This is a genomic window from Citrobacter amalonaticus, assembly GCF_018252635.1.
GTDB classification, from domain to species: Bacteria; Pseudomonadota; Gammaproteobacteria; order Enterobacterales; family Enterobacteriaceae; genus Citrobacter_A; species Citrobacter_A amalonaticus_E.
Genome location: NZ_JAGTXM010000005.1, coordinates 253,394 through 274,054, shown reverse-complemented (window position 1 = coordinate 274,054; position 20,661 = coordinate 253,394). Strand labels below are relative to the sequence as shown.

Sequence of the window (20,661 nt, the reverse complement as noted above, 5' to 3'; positions counted from 1 at the left end):
ATATGATTGACCACCTAACACCCACAGCGCACACTAACGCTAACTTTTTCTAAGCAGGTTCACGACTATGTCCAAAAAGATTGCCGTGATTGGCGAATGCATGATTGAGCTGTCACAGAAAGGCGCGGATGTTCAGCGCGGATTCGGTGGCGACACATTGAATACCTCCGTTTACATTGCCCGTCAGGTTGATGCTGCGGCGCTCTCCGTGCACTACGTCACGGCGCTGGGCACGGACAGTTTCAGCCAGCAGATGCTGGAGTCATGGCAAGGCGAAAACGTGGATACCTCGCTAACACAGCGTATGGAAAACCGTCTGCCGGGCCTCTACTACATCGAGACCGACAGCACCGGCGAGCGGACGTTTTATTACTGGCGTAACGAGGCGGCGGCAAAATTCTGGCTGGAGAGCGAGCAGTCCGCGACGATCTGTGAAGAGCTGGCGACCTTTGACTATCTCTACCTGAGCGGTATCAGCCTCGCGATCCTGAGCCCATCCAGCCGTGACAAACTGCTGTCGCTGTTGCGCGAATGCCGCGCCAATGGCGGGAAAGTGATTTTTGACAACAATTACCGTCCGCGCCTGTGGACGAGCAAAGAAGAGACCCAGCAGGTGTATCAGAAGATGCTGGAATGCACCGATATCGCCTTCCTGACGCTGGACGACGAAGATGCGCTCTGGGGCGTGAAGCCGGTTGAAGAGGTGATCGCGCGGACGCATGCCGCGGGTGTGCAGGAAGTGGTGATTAAACGCGGTGCGGAGTCGTGCCTGGTATCGGTCAACGGTGAAGCGCTGATCGACGTTCCGGCAGTGAAACTGCCGAAAGAAAAAGTGATCGATACCACTGCCGCTGGCGATTCGTTCAGCGCCGGGTATCTGGCCGTTCGTTTAACCGGTGGTGATGCCGCCGATGCCGCCAGACGGGGTCATCTGACCGCCAGCACCGTCATTCAGCATCGTGGGGCAATTATCCCACGCGACGCCATGCCGCAGTAAAACCGGCCAGGCCTGATGCCGGCGTAAACGCCTTATCAGGCCTACAGAAATCTTCTCCGTAGGCCTGATAAGCGCAGCGTCATCAGGCAATCCCCTACTGCGCAGCCGGAATATCGGTGACTTCGGGATGTGCATCATCCGTTTCTACCGGCGTCGCCGCGGCAGTCACCGGTGCCATGATTTGATCCCACGTCGCCTGTAGCTCCTTCATGTTGAATTCCGGTTCGCCTTTCGGCTGTAGCAGAATCAGCGCCATATCCTGTGACAACTGCTGACGCAGAGCCTGATTCAGCATTTCAACGGTCAGGCTGTTCAGAAAGTCCAGACGCAAACGCTGGTACTGTTCAGGCGCGATATCCACGACCTGATTTTGCAGCGAACGCAGGCGCTGGCTGATGAGAATATCGGTATCGGTACGGGCGTAGGTCGCAAACAGTTTCTGCAGTTCCAGATTCTTTTGCGCCACCAGTGCGTTGAACTCTTCTTCCGGCAGGCCGTTATCACGCACCTTCGCCAGTTCACGCGCCACGGTGCTCAGATTGGCGGAAATCTTGTCGTTTGGCGATTCGATGTTGATTGCGCACTGGGCGCGCAGGAACAGCACGCGGCAGTCAAAGCCGAGGCCGATATCTTTCGCGTTACTCTTACTCAGCGCCTGCTGAACGTGCCAGAACAGCGCCTCACGCGCTAAATCCGCACGCCAGTAGCGCAACAGCGCGGCGGACTCGCGAATCGGCTGCCACGGCGTATCCCACATCACAGAGAGACGATCCTGGCGCACCGCGTCGGTCATAATGCTCACTGCTTCCGCACGCAGCGGCGAGAGCGTCGGCACAGGCGCAGGCGTTTCACGTTTCCCTTTCAGTTCACCAAACGTTTTATTGATTTGCTCGGCCACAGAACGCGCATCAACGTTGCCAACGACGATCAGCGTCATCGCGTCCGGGGTATACCATTTCTGATAGAAATCATGCACTTTTGCCGCATCTACCGGCATTTTTACCGGCTCGGCGGGATCGTGTCCCAGCAGCGCCGACCCTTTCAGACGATAACGCCACCAGCCGTCTTTCGTGTCGACGGGCAGCGTGGTGACCATGTCCTCGGTGTTTAGCGCATGATTCACGACATCGGGAGTGATGGTCAGCTTACCCATCGTGTTCGCCAGATAGTTCAGCGACTCTTTCAGCAGATCGTTGCGGTTATTGGGCAGGCTAAGATTGTACTGCGTGGAGTCGTAAGAGACGGTCACGGGCGGCATCGGACGCTTAGGGTCAAACCCCTGTTGCCAGAGTGAACGCGCCTGTGCGGCATCGAGGCCGCCGCTCTGGGTTAATGCAATACGGGGAATAAGATGACTAAAACCGCTCTGTTGAGTACTTTCGGCGAGCGAACCGGTATTTACCAGCAGACGGACCTCAATACGGTCGCTGGGGCGCTGCGGAGTGGCTAACACTTGCCACTGTAAACCATTTGCCAGCGTCCCCTGTTGCCATGCCGGGTCAGGCTGGAGCGCATCTGCCTGCACATAGCCAGCAGTGGCCATCATCAGCAAACCGCCCGCTATAAGTCGAATTTTTGTGCCCTGCATGTGAACCCCTGATCAACAATCCTGGTAATAAAAGACAACCCCAGGTGGGCTTGTCTGAATATGACGTTAAAAACACTTCGTGTTAGACCGCAAGAACATGAAAATGTCACGGAAGAAGTGAAATAAACCCGATATCTCCATGTTGAAGGATTCGGGCCCAGGGGTCAATTATGCGCAGGAGACCGCAGCCCCACAAGGGACTGCGGTCATAAGTATCGAGATTAAGAGGATATTTCGTGCGTTTTGCCTTCAGGTGCACGATTATTCAGCACATCATCAAGCTTCTTGTGGTCCAGTTCCTTCACCCACTTCGCAACCACTACCGTTGCCACGCCGTTACCGACCAGGTTGGTCAGCGCACGGGCTTCAGACATGAAGCGGTCGATACCCAGGATCAGCGCCAGACCAGCAACCGGCAGATGGCCAACCGCAGAGATGGTCGCCGCCAACACGATAAAGCCACTTCCGGTGACGCCTGCCGCCCCTTTAGAGGAGAGCAGCAACACCACCAGCAGCGTGATCTGATGGAAAATATCCATATGGCTGTTAGTGGCCTGGGCGATAAACACTGCCGCCATCGTCAGGTATATCGAGGTTCCGTCAAGGTTAAACGAATACCCGGTGGGAATGACCAGCCCCACTACCGATTTGCGACAGCCGAGCTTCTCCATCTTATCGAGCATACGCGGCAGCGCAGACTCGGAAGAGGACGTGCCCAGAACGATCAACAGTTCTTCACGGATATAGCGGATAAATTTAAAAATGCTAAAGCCTGTCGCACGGGCGATCGAACCCAGCACAACAACCACAAACAGGATACAGGTGATGTAGAAGCAGACGATCAGTTGCCCCAACTGCACCAGCGTACCCACGCCATATTTACCGATGGTAAACGCCATCGCCCCGAACGCCCCGATTGGCGCCAGACGCATGATCATGTTGATGATGCCGAAAATGACCTGCGAGAAGCTTTCGATGACGTTGAAAATCAACTGGCCTTTGCTGCCCAGACGATGCAGGGCAAACCCAAACATCACCGCAAACAGCAGAACCTGCAGGATGTTACCGCTGGCAAAGGCGCCAATGACGCTGCCCGGGATAATATCCATCAGGAAGCCTACGATTCCCTGGTCTTTTGCCTGCTCGGCGTAAATAGCTACCGCTTTCGCATCCAGCGTTGCCGGATCAACGTTCATCCCGGCACCGGGTTGCACCACGTTAACGATGATGAGACCAATGATCAGCGCGATCGTACTGACAATCTCAAAGTAAAGCAGCGCAACCGCACCCGTACGGCCCACCGCTTTCATACTTTCCATGCCTGCAATGCCGGTCACGACAGTACAGAAGATAACAGGTGCGATGACCATCTTGATCAGCTTAACGAACGCGTCGCCAAGCGGTTTCATTTGTGCGCCTAATTCAGGATAGTAATGGCCAAGGAGAATACCGATGGCAATTGCTGTCAGGACCTGAAAGTAGAGGCTTTTAAACAGAGAGATTTTCATAAGGTGTCCTTGAAGTAAAAACCACAGGTCTTGTAAGGTTTTGGTTAACCTGCGGCCTTAAAATAACACCCAGACAACATGGCAGAAATGCACCAGGATCATAATTGAAACAAAAATGTTAAAAACCTTGAGCTGGCTCGCACAAGCCGGACCTTTTTAAAGTATTGTAATCACATCAATTGTGCTTCAGATAACGTTCTTCGAAGGTTTCTGCGGGTACCGCGCGGGCATAAAGGAAGCCCTGAGCGATTTCAACGCCCGCCTGCGCCAGCCATTCACGCTGTGCTTCGGTCTCAACGCCTTCCGCCACCATCTGCAGATTCAGGCTACGTGCCAACAGGATGATTGCCGAGATCATGCTGTTATCTTCTGGCAGACCATCGACGAACATTTTGTCGATTTTCAGCACGTCAACTGGCAGGGATTTCATGTGCTGAAGCTGGCGCAGCCCCGCGTAGCCCATGCCGAAATCGTCCAGCGCGATACGCACGCCGGCGTTACGCAACGGACGCAGTATCGCCACTGCGGCATGCGGGTCATCGATCCGCCGACTCTCCGTCACTTCCAGAATGAGCGTACCTGGCTGGATACGATAACGATTTAACAGTTCCAGCATGTCTGACACCATGTTCGGGTGCATCAACTGAAGCGCCGACAGATTGACCGACAGCGGCAGCGTGATCCCCCGTGCCTGCCAGGCTGCGAGCTGACGACAGGACTCTTCCAGCACCCAATGGCCCACGGTGACCATCAGGCCGCAGGACTCAATCCGCTCAATCAGCCCTTCCGGCAATTCCCAGCTTCCGTCCGGCTGCTGCATGCGCAGTAACGCTTCGGCGCTGACCACGTTGCCGCTGCTCATCTCCACCTGAGGCTGCAACCACAGGGCAAAACGGTGGTTGTCCAGCGCGGTGAGAATATCGCTCTCTTCGGTCAGCCGTTTCTGGGCGACTTCCATCTGCTCAGGGTCGAAGAACTGAATCTGATTCTTGCCTTTACGCCGGGCGGTAAACGCCGCGGAGACCGCGCGTCCATAGAGCTGTTCCGCGCTGAGATCGCCGTAATACATCGCCACGCCAATGCAGCAGCTCGGGCGAAGTTGGATCCCCTGAACCGGCAGTCGTTCATTAATGATAGTGAGTACTTGCTGACCTAACGTAATGGCGTGCCACGGCTCTTTGACGCCGTGGGCGATAATGGCAAAATCGTAACCGCTGATCTGCGCGAGCACCATTCGCGGTGAAAGTACTGATTTCAGCTTCTCCACCAGCGTCAACAGCAGAATTTCCCGCTGTGCCTCTTTCAGCACCCCCGCCGTATCACGCAGTGTTTCACAGGTGACGATCATCAGCGCCGTGGTCTGCTGACGCGCCACGACCTGCTCGAGCAGCCCCATCAGGAACGCTTTGTTCGGCAGGTCAGAGACCGGAAAACGCATTGCGTTGTCCGTCTGCTCTTCGCTGTGGCGTTGGACCAGTTGTTGATTAAGGTTATAGCTGCGCACCAGCAGGCCAATCTCATCGTCATGATGCAGACGCGGCAACGCCAGCTGATGACCAATCAAATCTTGTGGCGGAATGTCATTCAGCTCGCGGGCAATTTTACGCAGCGGGTGCAAAATCAGCCGATTCACACACCAGCTAATGGCCACCGTCAGCATCAGGGATAAAAGTAAGTAAATGGTCACTAACGTAGATAGCGTGCTCATCACAAACTTATACATGCGGAAGGAGTCGGCCTGGAGCACCAGATATGCCAGTGGCTGTGGATTCGCAGGACGCTCGAGCGAATAGACGGGAAGCGAGATCTGCACCGGCAGTTCGAAGAGCCGGGTCACCATCACCGGGACGGGCCGTTCCGGGATAAAGCTCATACGCAGCGCCTGAAACTGATTCGGTAGCACCACATCGGCCCGTTGCACCACCCCCGCCGGTTTGATACTGGCGAGAATCGCTTCGGCTCCGGGAATATCGGCTTTTAAAATTGAGGCAGACAGCGGTTCACGTACCGAACGGGCAATACTTTCCAGTTGCGTCGCCGTGTTATAGCGGTTCTGCTGTACCAGATGAAACAGCAACACGGTACAAAACAGAAACACAAACACCATGACAACGGCAGCCACCATTGCCATCTGCTTAATTGTTAACGAGCGACTGACGCGCAATATTGTCTCCCCCGGATATCCCAGATTGCCGCCCGAGTATACCCGATCGCGGCGGCATTGAGAGAGGCTGTGTCTGAAAAGGACTTTTCTGATTACCAGTCTGCGTAAGGCACCAGCGGTTGTGGCGGCAGATCCATATCCCCTTGCCAGCCCGCAGCGGAATAACGGACATACAGCAAGAAATGGCTTGGGGTGTAATCCTTCGCCTGTTGAATATCCACAGCCGTCCCGATAAACCAGTTAGAGGTCACCCGACGTTCGATCAGCGCCCGGGCGGTATAACCAAAGCCCTGGCTGCTGCCGCCGCCGTTGGTCTGTTCGCTGGCTTCCTGCCGGTAATCCGACGGGATCAGATTCAACAACGGGTAACGCGGCATGGTTTTGGTGCGCGAATGCGACCAGGATACGGAACCGCCCAGTTCCCAGGACCAGTTTTCCGTCCGCTGACGCCACATCACCGGCACCGCAAAGGACAGGTATTCCTGCGGACTATAGTAGCCGCCGTGGCCCAGCGAATAACCGCTCAGATCTTTGTCGTAGTGCCAGATCATATTGTTCAGGCCCACGGTCACACGGCGATTATTCTCGTTGATGATTTTGTAGTAGTAACCGGTCATCCAGCGGACGCGCCAGTTATCCTCAACGTTCTTCCCGGTCAAGCTATCGGCACCAAGTGAGGCCCAGACGCCGTTGGCTTCGCCTTTGTCGTAGCTGAGGCTAATTCCGCCGCCGTCCGCGCGAACACCCCCCCATTTTTTACCGGTGTTGACGTCGTTGCTGTCGCCGTTGTGGCTCTGCGCATCTTTCTGTCCGCCAAAGGCCAGCAGCGAACTGGAAATCGGTCGACGGTGCGCGTTCAGGGTATATCCCAGCGGCCCGATGTCATTGCTGTAACTGACTCCGCCAACCACATCAACGACGTTGAAACCCATTGGCGTGGTACCGATATCCCAGCTCCAGGTGTCATTCTTCCAGCCCACAGCGACGCTCGCGCCCGTATCCGACTGGCTGCGGCTACCGCTACAGTCTTCCAGCGTACAGGTCCCCCAGTTATTGTCGTAGCGACCATTTGCATCGGTCTTGAAGCTGCCTGCGTTCATGCTGACCAGATCGGTACGGAAGAACATGCGACCGTCCGAATACGGCGCATCCACATGCAGCATGGTGGTATGCGCTTTCAGATCAGAATAGCCGCCGGTACCGCTCGATCCCCAGTAGTCATGCTCCAGCGTGACGTTCAGATCCTGCTGACGATATAAATCCGCCGCATCGCTGCGCACGCCGCGCTTCAGCCAGTCATCTTTTTCATCGTTACGGGTCAGACGGGTAAAGGTGTCATTATCCTGCGGACGCCTTGGCGTAATGCCGGACGCCACCATCGCGTCTTTGTAGGTATCCAGCGCCTGCTGCGGCTCGCCGCTCTGCGCCTGGAAATTCGCGGCGTCACGCAGCACCATCGCGCTTTCCATTGATGGCGGCTGCGCTTTAGCCTGTGGGATCAGGGTGTTGAAAGTCTGTTGCGCCGCAGCGGTGTCGCCAAGCTGCATCTGCGCCAGCGCGATCCGTCGCTGCATGTTGATTGACGGCGTCTGCGTTGCGGGTAGTTTTGCCAGTTGCGCACGCGCGGCAGGCTTGTCGCCCTGGGCGATGTACACTTCCGTCAGCCCTAGCATCGCATCGACGTTGTCCGGTTCGCGCGCCAGCACGGCGTCGTAAGCGCCTCGCGCCGCGTTGTATTCCCCGCGCTGCTGCGCCCAGTCGGCCAGCGTTAAATCGAGACGGGTCGAGGCAGGCTGTTGGCGTAACAGCGCTTCGGCCTCGGCTTCCCGACCGCTGTCGCGCAGGCGGTTAGCCGTTTCCAGCACCTGGTTGCTTTGCAGACGGTCAGCCAGTTCCTGAATGTTACTGTTCCACTGGCTGCGCGGCAGGCTGTTGATGTGCGCCAGCGCTGCCCGATCCTGGTTATTGCCGGACAGGTAAAGTCCGTATGCATAAACCTGTTCCGGATCGTTGGGTTTCTGACGCGCCAGCGCGCTCATCTGCGCATCGGCCTGGCTGTGCTGCCCGGCCTGCCATAGATCGCGTGACAGCCGATACGTTATCCAGACGCTGCCCGGATCCAGCGCCAGTCGACGGCGTTGTAGTTCCGCCGCTTGCGCCCAGTCGCCCTGGTTCTCCAGCGTTTCGGCCTGCTGCGCCAGACGATCGTTTTCTAGTCCGCGTTCAATATCATCAATGCTGCGACGCTGGCTGGCAGAGAGCGTGGCGATAAACGCCGAGGCTTTCTCCGGCGACTGCGCGCGATAAAGGTTTGCCAGACCGCGTACGGCGTTGGTGTTGCCGCTGTCCATACGCAGCGTCTGCTGGTAATAACGCTCGGCAGCCGGATAATCTTTCCGCGCCATTGCCGCATCACCCAGCCCCAGCACCGCATAGCTGTCGGTGTTGTCGATGTTTCTGGCCTGCTGGTAGAGGCGCTCAGCCTGATCAACATTGTTGGCTTTCAGCGCGGCATCGCCCTGCTGAATTGCCAGCCAGTAGCTGTTCACTTTCAGCAGACTTTCCCACTTGCTGCGGCTCCCGCTTTGCGGATCCATCGCCAGCGCTTTCTTAAACTGCGCAACGGCGCTGGCGCGATCGCCACGTTGAGAATAGGCCTGCCCCAGCGCGCCCACGGCTTCACTGTCGTTTTGGTTGGCTCTCACCGCCTGCTGCAGTTCAGAAACCGCCCGTCCGCCCTGTCCGGCTTCGACTGCCGCCAGCCCCTGCGCACGCGCGCGGAATGTCGGATCGGAGAGCTGTTTTTGCTGCTCGCTGAGCTGACTGCGCGCAGCGACCACGCTGTCTCCCTCACTGAACACCGTGAGGTATTTTTGCAGCGCCTTCACGCTGGCGTCGCTGACCGGCAGATCCTTGATCTGCGTGTACCAGATAGTGGCCGCGGCATTCCGCCCGGTGTTGGATTTCGCCATCTGCTCCAGAATCACAAAGCCTTCGGCCGGGCGATCGTTATCAAACAGCAGCTGCGCCAGCGTATTTTGCAATGTGTTATTGCCCGGGCTGCGGGCGTTAATCGCCTTGAGCTGATTGATTGCCTGATTACGGCGAGCCGGAATTTTTGCCACCGCGCTCCAGTACTCCACTTCCAGATCGCCTTCCGGCGGGTTGCCCTTGAATAACTTATCATAGGCGGCGACAGCCTCTTCGGCATGCCCCGTCGTCGCCTGCAGGCGAGCCTGCTGCAACGACTGACGTCCATCCGGCGTCGCAAGTAGCATGGTGGTTTGCGATGATTTATAGGCGTTAGAGCCCGGCGCTAACTGAGAAAGTCGATCAAGCTGTTTCTGCGCGCCGTCGTTATCTCCCTGACGTAGCAGATAACGAAAGCGGGCGGCAATAACGTCCGGATTATTCGGGTCAATCAGTTCAAGGCGATAAAGCGACTGACGCACCAGATCTTCACGGTGCGTGGCTTCGCCCAACCGCACCTGTCCCAGCAACTGCTGTTGCGCCGACGGCGCGGCGTCGGCAAAGGGCATCAGGGCAAGGCCGAGTGAGACCCCGAGTAAACTTAATTTGAACTTGCGCATTCCTGGCCCCAGTCAGGTAGTAACTCACCTTTGACGGTGAAGCGATAACGATGCTGATCCCACCCTTGTCCGAAGAGGGTTAGCACGTAGCTATAGTAGGCATCGCTGCCAGGGAAATGGTCCGTTACGCGCTGTCGCTGCACCGCTTGTGCGTCGCGGTTTTGCAGGAAAGGCAGTAAGGCCGCAGAAAAGCCCACCGGGCCATTGCCCTGCGCTTTGCCGCTGGCGACGTCCACTTTCTCCGGAGGGAGACCGTTTTTAGTTGTCAGGGTTGCCATCGGTTTGAATTTTGCCAGCAGCCGCGCTTTCTGCGGGTCGCCGTCATGCATCATGCCCGCCCACAGATAGACACGAATCGCGTCGTAACTGCTGACCAGCGTTTTCTCTGGCTTCAGTTGCCAGCCTTTGTTTTTCTCGTAACGGACCCAATCCGGCGAGAAGCCTTTCGGTGCCGTTTCTAACAGCAGTCGCTGGTTGGTTTCGCGTAGCGTGGACCACGGTGCACCGAAGCGGGTGAAATACTGCGCCAGCTGAGGCGGCAGATAGCTCGGGTTAAAACGCCATGTGTTGGCTTCGGCAAAACCAATCTTACCGGGTAACAGCATGGAGCCCAGACCCGGTACCGTCACCACTTCTTCGCTGGCAATGCGTTTCAGCAAGGCTTTGCCGATATCGGTATAGCGCGGCTCTTTCCACAGGCGTCCCGCTTCCAGCAGCGACCACGCGATCCAGATGTCGCCATCAGAAGCGGAATTGCTATCCAGCACCGCCCAGGTAGAGGGATCTTTCTGTCCCCACAACCACGCAGGCAGATGTTCCTGCAACGACCCTTGCGCGAGGTTGTTCTGCGTCCAGTCCAGTAACGCATCAAAGGCCTTGCGATCGTTGGCGGCAAGGGCAAAGAACATCGCATAGCTTTGCCCTTCCGAGGTGGTGATTTTGCGTGCGTCGCTGGGATCAATCACCCGCCCTTCCTGACTGATGTAATCCTTTTTAAATTGATCCCATTCAGGCCAGGTACAGGCCGCCTGCACACTCAGCGCGGCCAGCATTAACACCATGACTATCCCACTACGCAACGCGTTCATTATTTATCACTCATGATCCGGATCGAGACGACGGCGACTGATGATGCGCAGCAGACGCCACAATACCCAGGCCAGTAACACCACGCTGATGGCCGCCAGTACGGCTAACAGCACCGGATGGTTGGCCAGTGCGTACCACAGCCGTTCAAACCACGGCAGGTGACCTACGTAGTAAATATCGCCAACGCGTAAACTGCTTACGCCAGATTCGCGGATCACCGAGACGGAACCAAACATCGCCGCCCGTTTGCCACTGTCGTTGATGGCCTGATTCAGCAGTTCATAACCGCGCGGACTGTCTGCCAGCAGCGCCACCACACTGCGCTGATCGTTGAACGGCGACTGGAAGCCGACGACCGCCGCCATGGGTCCACTTGACGTCACCGTCGCCTGCGCATCCGCTTTGCGATCGGCTTCATCCGGCATGATGCTCGGGAACGTCGTCTGGCGCATGGGCGTTTTCACCCAGCTTTCCGCCGCCTGGACCAGCAGGTCGATACGCTTGTCGTCTTTCAGTTTGTCCGGGATCGACCCGATAATCAGGATGTCCGCATCTTTGCCCTGAATCTGACTACTGTCATCGGTGATGGTCAGGTTAATCGCCGGGAAACCGGTTTGCGCACCGATCGTCCCGGTGGCGTCAAGCAGGGTTTCCATCTGCGCTTCATTCGGTTTTTTCGGCATCACGGTGATGGTTTCTGACAAGTCCGCCATGCGGCTGAACGGGAAGCCCGCATTCGCAAACGCGCGCAGATCCGGCATCGCAATGAAGTGGTAGTACTTCGAGAAGTCGATGGTGGAGTCATCGCCAATCACCACATGGTTCGGCACCGGCTGGAAGGTAATACAGTTTTCAATCGAGCCTCCAGGCATTGGATTCATGTACTCGAAGTCAAACCGCAGTTGGTTCATCGCGCCCAGCTTCAGCGCCGGAATGGCGACATCCGTTTTCCCGTCCAGCAGTCCTTGCAGTACCGGCAGACGCAGCAGCAAACGGTTACCCTTTTCATTGCTGGTCAGACTAAAGGCCTGCAGGAACTGGTTGTTCAGACTGATATCCATGCGCGAGCTGTCTTTGGTCGGCGGTGTGGTGTAACGGTAGTTGAGGTTCATATCAATACCGGTACTGCGCAACAGATAGAGATCCGGCGGCAGGTTTAGAGAGACGTTGATCGCGGCAGGTTCCATGCCGGTGGACTGCAACTGCTCTTCATAGGTTTTCAGTTCGCCGAAGGTCACCGGACGATCGGTGCGCACCCAGTTTGGCGCATCGTATGGTTTACGCGCCAGCAGCGGCTTCACGTCGTTCACTTCCACGCTGCTACCACGGAACAGAATGTTGCCCTGGGCGATCCCTTTCGCCGCCTGCAACAGATCGTTATCGTCACGACCAAACACCACCAGCAGTTTTACGTAAGGGTTATCCGGATGGCCGATCATTTCGATCACCGGCGCTTTTACCGGCGGATGTTCACGCAGGAAATCAGGTCGCTTATCGTTGGTGGCAAAGACGATCGCATTACGATCCGGCAGCGTGTTATACAGCACCGGGAAGTGCTGGCCCCGCCAACCCGCCCGGGAACCAAACCAGGACGATACGATCGACGCCGCCTGTTGCAGGGTGCGATCCGGCGAACTGGCAAAGACCATCGGCAGCGTCATCGTGCGGCTGTCGCGTGGATCGAAGAATGGCACCGGGAAGTGTGAGAGATCGTTTTGCACTTCCAGCGTCTGGTAGGTGAGGTCCAGCATACTGCTGCGACCAACGTCCAGCCATAGCGTACTGCTGGCCGGGTTTTCACAAACCTGCTGATAATGACCGACAAACTCCAGCCGCACACGGTTAAAGTCGGTGATAAACAATGGGTTGATCGGTATTTGCGCCAGCGTCTTTTTGCCCAACTGTTCCTGGGTGACCGGCAGCACCCCCATCAGCTCATCGTTCAGATAGACCTTAAGCTGCGACTGTACCGGCAGCAGGGACGGCGACGGGGTGTACTCCAGATTCAGCACGGCTCTGGAGACCACTTCATCGCTGCGCATGCCAAATTCAATACTGCCGTTAGGGTTCACACCGCGCAGCACCATACTGCCCGGCGGTGGCGCGATCTGTGCAAACGTCAGTTTCACGTCACGGGAAGGGCCATTCTGCGCCACAATCGGCGCATCAGCTCCCTGAACACCCGGCATCACCTGACCCACCGGCTGATTGGCATCAGCCTGTGCAGGTTCGGCCGCCGCCGGGGCCACGGTTGGCTCAGCATTTATCAGTGGTTGCGTTGCAGGCGTCGCATTCGTCATGAAAGAAGGGATTGCGCTCATCCCCATTGCCACTGCACAAATCCAGGAAAGTTTTCTTTTCATCGCGTTATCATCATTGTTGAGCCATAACCTGATCCGGCTGTTGCACCGCCACTTCGTCCTGCTCCGGACGGCGTGGAATGAACGACACAACCCAGGAAACCAGAGAAGTCAGAGACCGGAAAATTATTTTGACGGAAGACGGGGAGAACTCCGCAAGATGGCGATAGCCACGGAAACCCAGCTTCAGAATATCCAACAGGCTTTCCAGTGGCTTATCTTCTGGATAGCTGTCCTGCCAGAGCGCCCATGTATCGGCACGAGCAAACGTACACTGCACAAAATCGATATGCTGTTTGGTGGTCAGCGGCATCAGTTGTAACCCCACCTGTTCACCCCAAACGCGCGCCACCTGCGTCGGGAAGACATATTCCTGCTGGCCGCGTTTGAGCAGTAAATTCACCTTCTGTCCTTCCAGCACCTGGGCCTGACCGTTGATCTTGATCCCCAGACCGCCATCGGAGAAATCATGGACGGTGCATGAGAACAGGTGTCCGTCTTCACGGGCGATCGCCGCCGGCATGGAAATTTCAACACGGTGAGAGCGGCGAACCTGTTTACTTTCAACCGACACCGCCACCGCGCCGCCGAGAATAATCAGGTTGTAGAATACCCACACCAGGCTGACGACGACGGTCAGCATTTCATTTTCCGGACCGTAGAAGTAACGCCAGACCCCCACCGCCACGCCGAACAGGTTAATCAATACAAGGTAGATGTACGGACGGGAAATCACCCAGTCGACATACTCTTCTTCTACCAGTCCGCCCTTCGCGGTGACGTTAAACTTGCCTTTGTGCGGGTTGATCAGCGCCACCAGCGTCGGCGGCGCGATATACCAGGCCAGCACCGTTTCGTAAATCTCGCTCCAGAAGGAGTGACGGTACTTGCCCTGAATCTTCGAGTTAGTCAGGCTGGCGTGGACCATGTGCGGCAGGACAAACAGCGCAATCATCAGCGCGGGCGCATAGATGATATAGGCATGCAACAGCAGGAACGCCAGCGGAGCGGTCAGGAAGATCAGTCGCGGAACGCCGGACAGGAAGTGGAACATGGCGTTGACGTAACATAATCGCTGGGCGAACTTAAGCCCCTTTCCGGTCAACGGGTTATCGAGTCGGAAAATCTGGACCATCCCGCGCGCCCAGCGAATACGCTGACCGATGTGGGCAGATAAACTTTCGGTCGCCAGCCCCGCCGCCTGCGGAATGCGCATGTACGCGGAGGTATAACCGCGACGGTGCAGACGCAGCGAGGTATGCGCATCCTCCGTCACGGTCTCTACAGCAATGCCGCCGATTTCATCCAGCGGTTTACGGCGAATCACCGCACAAGAGCCGCAGAAGAAGGTGGCATCCCACATGTCATTACCGTCCTGTACCAGACCGTAAAACAGCGTGCCTTCGTTTGGCGTCTTGCGAAAACGCCCGAGGTTACGTTCAAACGGGTCCGGCGAGAAGAAGTGGTGCGGCGTCTGCATCATCGCCAGATTTTTGTCTTTCAGGAACCAGCCCATCGTCATTTGCAGGAACGAACGCGTCGGCACGTGGTCGCAGTCAAAGATCGAGACAAATTCGCCTTTGGCATATTTCAGGGCGTTGTTAATGTTCCCCGCTTTGGCGTGCTCATGGGTGGTACGGGCAATATATTTCACCCCCACGGTCTGGGCGAACTGGCGGAACTCTTCACGTCCGCCATCATCGAGGATCCAGATATTGAGCTTATCTTTCGGCCAGTCGATACCCAGCGAAGCGTAAATGGTGTTTTTCACCACGTGCAGATCTTCGTTGTAGGTCGGCACAAAGATATCAACCGACGGCCACTGCGACATATCTTTTGGCAGTGGCACCGGCTGGCGGTTCAGCGGCCAGACGACCTGGAAGTAACCCAACACCAGCACAATCCACGCATAGGTTTCGGCAAACAGCAGGATCAGCCCGCAAACCAGACTCACCGGATCGTCCCAGTTCAGCGTAGAGGTATAGCGCCACCAGATATAGCGGCACGATACCGTCAGCGACAGCACAATCAGCATCAGCGCGGAGAAGCGACCCGGCATGCGGCGCACGATCAGCGCAACGCCCCACAGCAGCATCAGGAAGATAAACTGCGCCAGCGGATTAAACGGCTGGGTCACGCATATCAGCGCCAGTATCAGCGAGAAGGTGACGATAATCCCGATGATAAAGCGACGCGCGCCGGGGCTCAGGTGACCGAGCTCCTTTTGTTTATCCAGATGCGTGGTGTTTTGCGTCACGCGTCCCGGTAGCGCATCCATCCACTGATGGTAACGCCCTCTGACGCCCTGCAGACGGGAGAAGGTTTGCCAGCGTGGCGCTGCCGTCTCCTGACGCGGCGAAGTCGCCATCAGCCAGAGGGTCTGAATGGCGTAACGGGCAGGATCTAACGGACGCGGACGCGCGGCGTTAATATGCGGATAAAGCGCTTTACGTTCGGCACGGATCCGCTGCCAGCGCGGATGCTCCAGCGGGATGAAGACCCACGCGAGGATCACCCACAGGCAGCCCAGCGCCGCGCTGAAAGGCGACGCGCCATGACGACGATAACCCTGATAACGCTCGCTTAAACGGGCGCTGACCGGCGGGATAAGCAACCACCGGGACAGGACACTCATGATGCGCTCCCGACAGGAGTTTTTTGGCCTGAGTAATGTAATAAACACCAGTTTGCCAGCGTCAGCACTTCTTCTGCGGCCAGCGAGTCACTACGGTATTCACCCAGCGGTTGTTTAGCTGCCATACACTCCGCCACGGCTTCATCGCGATGAATCACCATCGGCAGCAGACGACGTTGACTCTGCAGCCAGACCTGGTAGAGATCGTCCTGTAACTGGCTGCCAACGCGTAAATCATTAATCAAAATATGCGCGCCCGCCGGCAAAGACTGCTGATGCAAACGGACATGGCAGTTCGTGTCGGCTTTGACAATCGCCAGCGTGTGGTCACACTCATTGACCAGTTGTCGGGTCAACGGCGCGGACCCCGGAGGCAGATCCAGTATAATCCATGAGTAACGCCCACTCTCTTTTAGCGCACGGATGCCCGCCGCGATGCCGCCCAGTCGTTCCAGCCAGCGGTCGGGGTATTCGCGCTCCTGCGCCGTCAATTGGCCAAACGGCAGCAAATCAAGCTGAGAGGTATAGCGCATCCCACCGTCCTGCCAGTCACGGCCATCAAGTATCGCTCTGGCCCAGCCATCGCGATAAGTGAAATCGACATTGAATGACAGGCGCAACAAATTATCGGGGCTGGTATCAACAACCAGTACATTTTCCCCTAATAATTGCAATGACCAGGCCAGTGCAGCAGCGATTGACGTCGTGCCTACCCCGCCTCGTATGCCCTGAAGTCCCAGAATGGCCATCCACGGATCCCTTATTGTTGTTGCGCAAATTCAGCCAACAGCGGCCAGCGTTTAATCGCGGCGGCAAGCTGTTCACGCTGGGAAATATCGGTGTAATCAAATTCTGGCAATGAAAAAGCCTGGCTTAATGCCAGGAAATCGTTTTGAAAGGTATAGCCCAATGTTGAATCAGTTTGCGTGCCGGGTTCGTTGTCAGACATTTTGTGTTATCCCTTTGAATAGACTCGCCATGCTTCAAACATTTTTTCTTTCTGCATTCCGCTTCGTTCTCACCGAAATTAGGCAAGCCCAAATGTTGCTCATTTTCTGACTTGTTGTTTCGTAAGAATACGCGTCATGGAATCGGAAAGGCCGATGTTACAAGGCTTCTTGCTCGCCAAATCGATTCACATGCTAAATCTGATACGTTTTAATTTCAATGTTAGGTTTATTTCTGGGCTTTCGCTAGTAAACTGATAACAGATAAAATAGCGACCCGAGGAACGCTGTGGACCCTGTATTTTCAATTGGCATCTCATCATTGTGGGATGAACTACGCCATATGCCAGCCGGCGGAGTCTGGTGGGTTAACACCGATCGTGTTGAAGACGCTATCAGCCTGGCGAATCAAACGATTGCCTTTCAGACCGGGACTGCAAAAGTCGCGGGTATTACTATGGGCCACGATCCTGGGGAAATATTCAAATTAGATGAATCTCACGGCCCGGAAAAAATTCAGCTATTTTCCATGCCAAATTCGGAAAAGGGTCTACAATTTATGACCCGCGATTTGCTGTGTTCCGTGGATCCGACGCATTACTTATTCATTCTTATTTGCGCAAATAACGGCTGGCAAAATATACCCGTTGAACGTTTGCGTCTGTGGCTGGACAAAATGAATAAATGGACGCGTCTCCATCACTGTTCTGTAGTGGTGCTTAACCCCGGCAATAATAACGATAAACAATTCTCTTATTTAATGGGGGAATACCGCTCGCTTTACGGCCTCGCCAGTATGCGTTATCAGGGCGATCAACATCTGTTTGATATTGCCTTCTGGTGCAACGAGAAAGGAGTGAGCGCTCGTCAGCAACTCACCGTCCGCCATCATGAAGGACAGTGGGAACTGGTGCAAAAAGAAGAGGCTGAAATCCAACCCCGTAGCGATGAAAAGCAGATCCTGAGTAATGTCGCCGTGCTGGAGGGGGCACCGCCACTCTCCGAACACTGGAAATTATTCGATAATAATGAAGCTTTATTCAATGAGGCGCGAACGGCGCAGGCCGCAACCTTGATCTTCTCGCTTCAACAAAACAGCCAGATTGAGCCCATGGCGCGAAGCATTCATACCCTGCGCCGCCAGCGCGGAAGCGCGCTGAAAATCCTTGTGCGGGAAAACATCGCCAGTCTGCGCGCCACCGACGAGCGCCTGCTGTTAGGCTGCGGTGCCAATATGGTGATCCCGTGGAATGCTCCGCTCTCGCGTTGTCTGACGTTGATTGAAAGCGTTCAGGGTCAGCAATTTAGCCGCTACGTGCCGGAAGATATCACAACGTTGCTGTCGATGACCCAGCCGATGAAACTGCGCGGTTTCCAGAAGTGGGACGTGTTCTGTGAAGCGGTAAATAACATGATGAGCAACACCCTGTTGCCTGCCGACGGCAAAGGGGTAATGGTGGCGCTGCGGCCCGTTCCGGGGATTCGCGTTGAGCAAGCCTTAACCATGTGTCGCCCACACCGTACCGGCGATATCGTCACCATTGGCGGCAACCGCCTGGTCCTGTTCTTGTCGTTTTGCCGGGTCAACGATCTTGATACTGCGCTGAATCATATCTTTCCGCTCCCGACCGGCGATCTCTTTTCTAACCGCATGGTCTGGTTTGAAGATAATCTCATCAGCGCTGAACTGGTGCAGATGCGCTTACTGGCACCAGAGCAGTGGGGACAACCACTGCCGCTGACCCAGAACGTGAAGCCGGTCATTAATGCCGAGCATGACGGCAAGACGTGGCGTCGCATTCCACACCCGCTACGCTTACTGGACGATGAAACGGAGCGCTCATCATGATGACTATCAGCGATATTCTGCAAATCATCGTTGTTTGTGCGCTGATTTTCTTCCCGCTGGGGTATCTGGCGCGCCATTCACTACGCCGGATCAGCAATACGACCCGGCTGTTATTTGCAAAACCTCGTTATGTTAAACCGGCCGGAACATTGCGCCGCACGGTGATTTCCAGGGCGACGAAAAAATGACTCAACACACCCAAAACGCATCACTGCCTTCACCACTCTGGCAATACTGGCGCGGCCTTTCTGGCTGGAACTTCTATTTTCTGGTGAAATTTGGCCTGCTCTGGGCGGGCTATCTGAATTTTCACCCGCTGCTGAACCTGGTTTTTATGGCATTCCTGCTGATGCCTATTCCACGTTACCGCCTGCATCGCATTCGTCACTGGATTGCCATTCCGATCGGTTTTGGTCTGTTCTGGCACGACACCTGGCTGCCAGGCCCGGAAAGTATTATGAGCCAGGGCTCGCAGGTAGCGGGCTTTAGCACGGACTATTTACTCGATCTTGCCACGCGCTTTATCAACTGGCAGATGATTGGCGCCGTGTTTGTCCTGCTGGTCGCATGGCTGTTTTTATCACAATGGATTCGGGTTACCGTGTTCGTGGTAGCGATTCTGGTCTGGCTGAACGTCCTGACGCTGGCGGGCCCGAGTTTCTCGCTGTGGCCGGCAGGTCAACCGACGACCACAGTGACCACCACGGGCGGTACGGCGGCAGAAACGGTCGCGACCGCTGGCGGAGCGCCGGTTGTCGGTGATATCCCGGCACAAACCGCGCCACCGACGTCAGCGAATCTTAACGCATGGTTGAACACGTTTTACAATGCGGAAGCGAAGCGAAAAACAGCGTTCCCGTCAGCGCTTCCTGCGGATGCGCAGCCGTTTGAGCTACTGGTTATCAATATCTGCTCGCTCTCCTGGTCTGATATAGAAGCCGCAGGGCTGATGTCGCACCCGCTGTGGTCGCATTTTGATATTCAGTTTAAACATTTCAATTCCGCCACGTCGTACAGTGGCCCGGCAGCGATTCGTCTGCTACGCGCAAGCTGTGGACAGCCCTCGCACACCAATTTGTACCAGCCAGCAGGAAACGAATGTTATCTGTTTGATAACCTGTCAAAACTGGGCTTTACACAGCACCTGATGATGGGCCACAACGGCGAATTCGGCGGCTTCCTGAAAGAGGTCCGTGAAAATGGCGGAATGCAGGCTGAGCTGATGGATCAGAAAGGCTTACCCGCGCCGCTGCTGGGCTTTGATGGTTCTCCGGTATATGACGACACCGCCGTGCTACAGCGCTGGATGGAAACCACGGAAAAAAATAAGGATTCTCGCAGCGCCACCTTCTACAACACCCTGCCGCTCCACGACGGTAACCACTATCCGGGCGTAAGCAAAACGGCGGATTACAAAGCGCGCGCACAGAAATTCTTTGATGAACTGGAGGCGTTCTTCACCGAGCTGGAGAAATCCGGCCGTAAGGTAATGGTGGTTGTCGTACCGGAACACGGCGGCGCGCTGAAAGGCGACAGAATGCAGGTCTCTGGTCTACGTGATATCCCGAGCCCGTCAATCACAAACGTCCCGGCTGGCGTGAAATTCTTCGGCATGAAAGCGCCGCATCAGGGTGCGCCGATCGTCATTAATCAGCCAAGCAGCTACCTGGCGATTTCTGACCTGGTGGTACGCGTACTTGACGGTAAGATCTTCACCGAAGACAACGTGGACTGGGCGAAACTGACCAGCAACCTGCCGCAGACGGCGGCAGTCTCGGAAAACGCCAATGCGGTGGTTATCCAGTATCAGGACAAACCGTATGTCCGTCTGAACGGTGGCGATTGGGTACCGTATCCACAATAACGAAAAAGGCCGCAAGGATCGCCCTTGCGGCCTGGTTCGGGCGCATGTTGCCACTGCGGCAGGCAAACGC

The 20,661-nt window shown here is 56.0% G+C and carries 13 protein-coding genes; 4 read left to right on the top strand and 9 right to left on the bottom strand.

Translation table 11 applies throughout. The features are described from left to right. Nucleotides 1–67 precede the first annotated feature (67 nt). Nucleotides 68–997: a sugar kinase gene (locus KE671_RS16820; protein ID WP_206163900.1), complete on the top strand. Its 930-nt coding sequence runs from the start codon at nucleotides 68–70 to the stop codon at nucleotides 995–997. A 94-nt stretch (nucleotides 998–1,091) separates the two neighbouring features. Here the strand turns inward: KE671_RS16820 and KE671_RS16815 are convergent, their stop codons facing one another. From KE671_RS16815 to bcsR, 9 genes are all read right to left on the bottom strand, one after another. Further along, nucleotides 1,092–2,585 (bottom strand): M16 family metallopeptidase, encoded by a 1,494-nt coding sequence (locus tag KE671_RS16815; protein ID WP_206163899.1) that lies wholly within the window; start codon nucleotides 2,583–2,585, stop codon nucleotides 1,092–1,094. A 221-nt stretch (nucleotides 2,586–2,806) separates the two neighbouring features. Continuing rightward, the gene (gene dctA, locus KE671_RS16810) at nucleotides 2,807–4,093 is read right to left on the bottom strand and encodes a C4-dicarboxylate transporter DctC (protein WP_042323143.1); all 1,287 of its coding nucleotides are present in this window, start codon (nucleotides 4,091–4,093) and stop codon (nucleotides 2,807–2,809) included. A gap of 175 nt (nucleotides 4,094–4,268) precedes the next feature. Further along, nucleotides 4,269–6,257 (bottom strand): biofilm formation regulator HmsP, encoded by a 1,989-nt coding sequence (hmsP, locus tag KE671_RS16805; RefSeq protein WP_206163898.1) that lies wholly within the window; start codon nucleotides 6,255–6,257, stop codon nucleotides 4,269–4,271. 92 nt (nucleotides 6,258–6,349) lie between these two features. After that, nucleotides 6,350–9,847 (bottom strand): cellulose synthase complex outer membrane protein BcsC, encoded by a 3,498-nt coding sequence (bcsC, locus tag KE671_RS16800; protein ID WP_206163897.1) that lies wholly within the window; start codon nucleotides 9,845–9,847, stop codon nucleotides 6,350–6,352. After that, nucleotides 9,829–10,935, bottom strand: coding sequence for a cellulose synthase complex periplasmic endoglucanase BcsZ (gene bcsZ, locus KE671_RS16795; RefSeq protein WP_206163896.1), 1,107 nt, complete (start codon nucleotides 10,933–10,935; stop codon nucleotides 9,829–9,831). Before bcsZ ends, bcsC begins: the two co-directional genes overlap by 19 nt. 6 nt (nucleotides 10,936–10,941) lie before the next feature. Beyond that, nucleotides 10,942–13,299 carry a cellulose biosynthesis cyclic di-GMP-binding regulatory protein BcsB gene (bcsB, locus tag KE671_RS16790; protein WP_206163895.1) on the bottom strand — a complete coding sequence of 786 codons (2,358 nt, stop codon included), beginning with the start codon at nucleotides 13,297–13,299 and terminating at the stop codon, nucleotides 10,942–10,944. A 10-nt stretch (nucleotides 13,300–13,309) separates the two neighbouring features. Continuing rightward, nucleotides 13,310–15,931 carry a UDP-forming cellulose synthase catalytic subunit gene (gene bcsA / locus KE671_RS16785; protein ID WP_206163894.1) on the bottom strand — a complete coding sequence of 874 codons (2,622 nt, stop codon included), beginning with the start codon at nucleotides 15,929–15,931 and terminating at the stop codon, nucleotides 13,310–13,312. Further along, entirely contained in the window at nucleotides 15,928–16,680 is a 753-nt protein-coding gene (gene bcsQ, locus KE671_RS16780; RefSeq protein WP_206163893.1) for a cellulose biosynthesis protein BcsQ, read from the bottom strand. The genes bcsA and bcsQ overlap by 4 nt, the downstream gene beginning before the upstream one ends. 11 nt (nucleotides 16,681–16,691) lie before the next feature. Beyond that, nucleotides 16,692–16,880, bottom strand: a complete 189-nt coding sequence (gene bcsR, locus KE671_RS16775) for a cellulose biosynthesis protein BcsR (protein ID WP_042323607.1) — start codon at nucleotides 16,878–16,880, stop codon at nucleotides 16,692–16,694. Between the two features lie 287 nt (nucleotides 16,881–17,167). Here bcsR and bcsE point away from each other — a divergent pair, with 287 nt between their 5' ends. Genes bcsE through bcsG form a run of 3 tightly spaced genes read left to right on the top strand, consistent with a single transcriptional unit; the run spans nucleotide 17,168 to nucleotide 20,591 of the window. Next, nucleotides 17,168–18,727: a cellulose biosynthesis c-di-GMP-binding protein BcsE gene (gene bcsE, locus KE671_RS16770; protein ID WP_206163892.1), complete on the top strand. Its 1,560-nt coding sequence runs from the start codon at nucleotides 17,168–17,170 to the stop codon at nucleotides 18,725–18,727. Further along, nucleotides 18,724–18,915: a cellulose biosynthesis protein BcsF gene (bcsF, locus tag KE671_RS16765; protein WP_042323160.1), complete on the top strand. Its 192-nt coding sequence runs from the start codon at nucleotides 18,724–18,726 to the stop codon at nucleotides 18,913–18,915. Before bcsE ends, bcsF begins: the two co-directional genes overlap by 4 nt. After that, nucleotides 18,912–20,591, top strand: coding sequence for a cellulose biosynthesis protein BcsG (gene bcsG / locus KE671_RS16760; RefSeq protein ID WP_206163891.1), 1,680 nt, complete (start codon nucleotides 18,912–18,914; stop codon nucleotides 20,589–20,591). Before bcsF ends, bcsG begins: the two co-directional genes overlap by 4 nt. Nucleotides 20,592–20,661 lie beyond the last annotated feature (70 nt).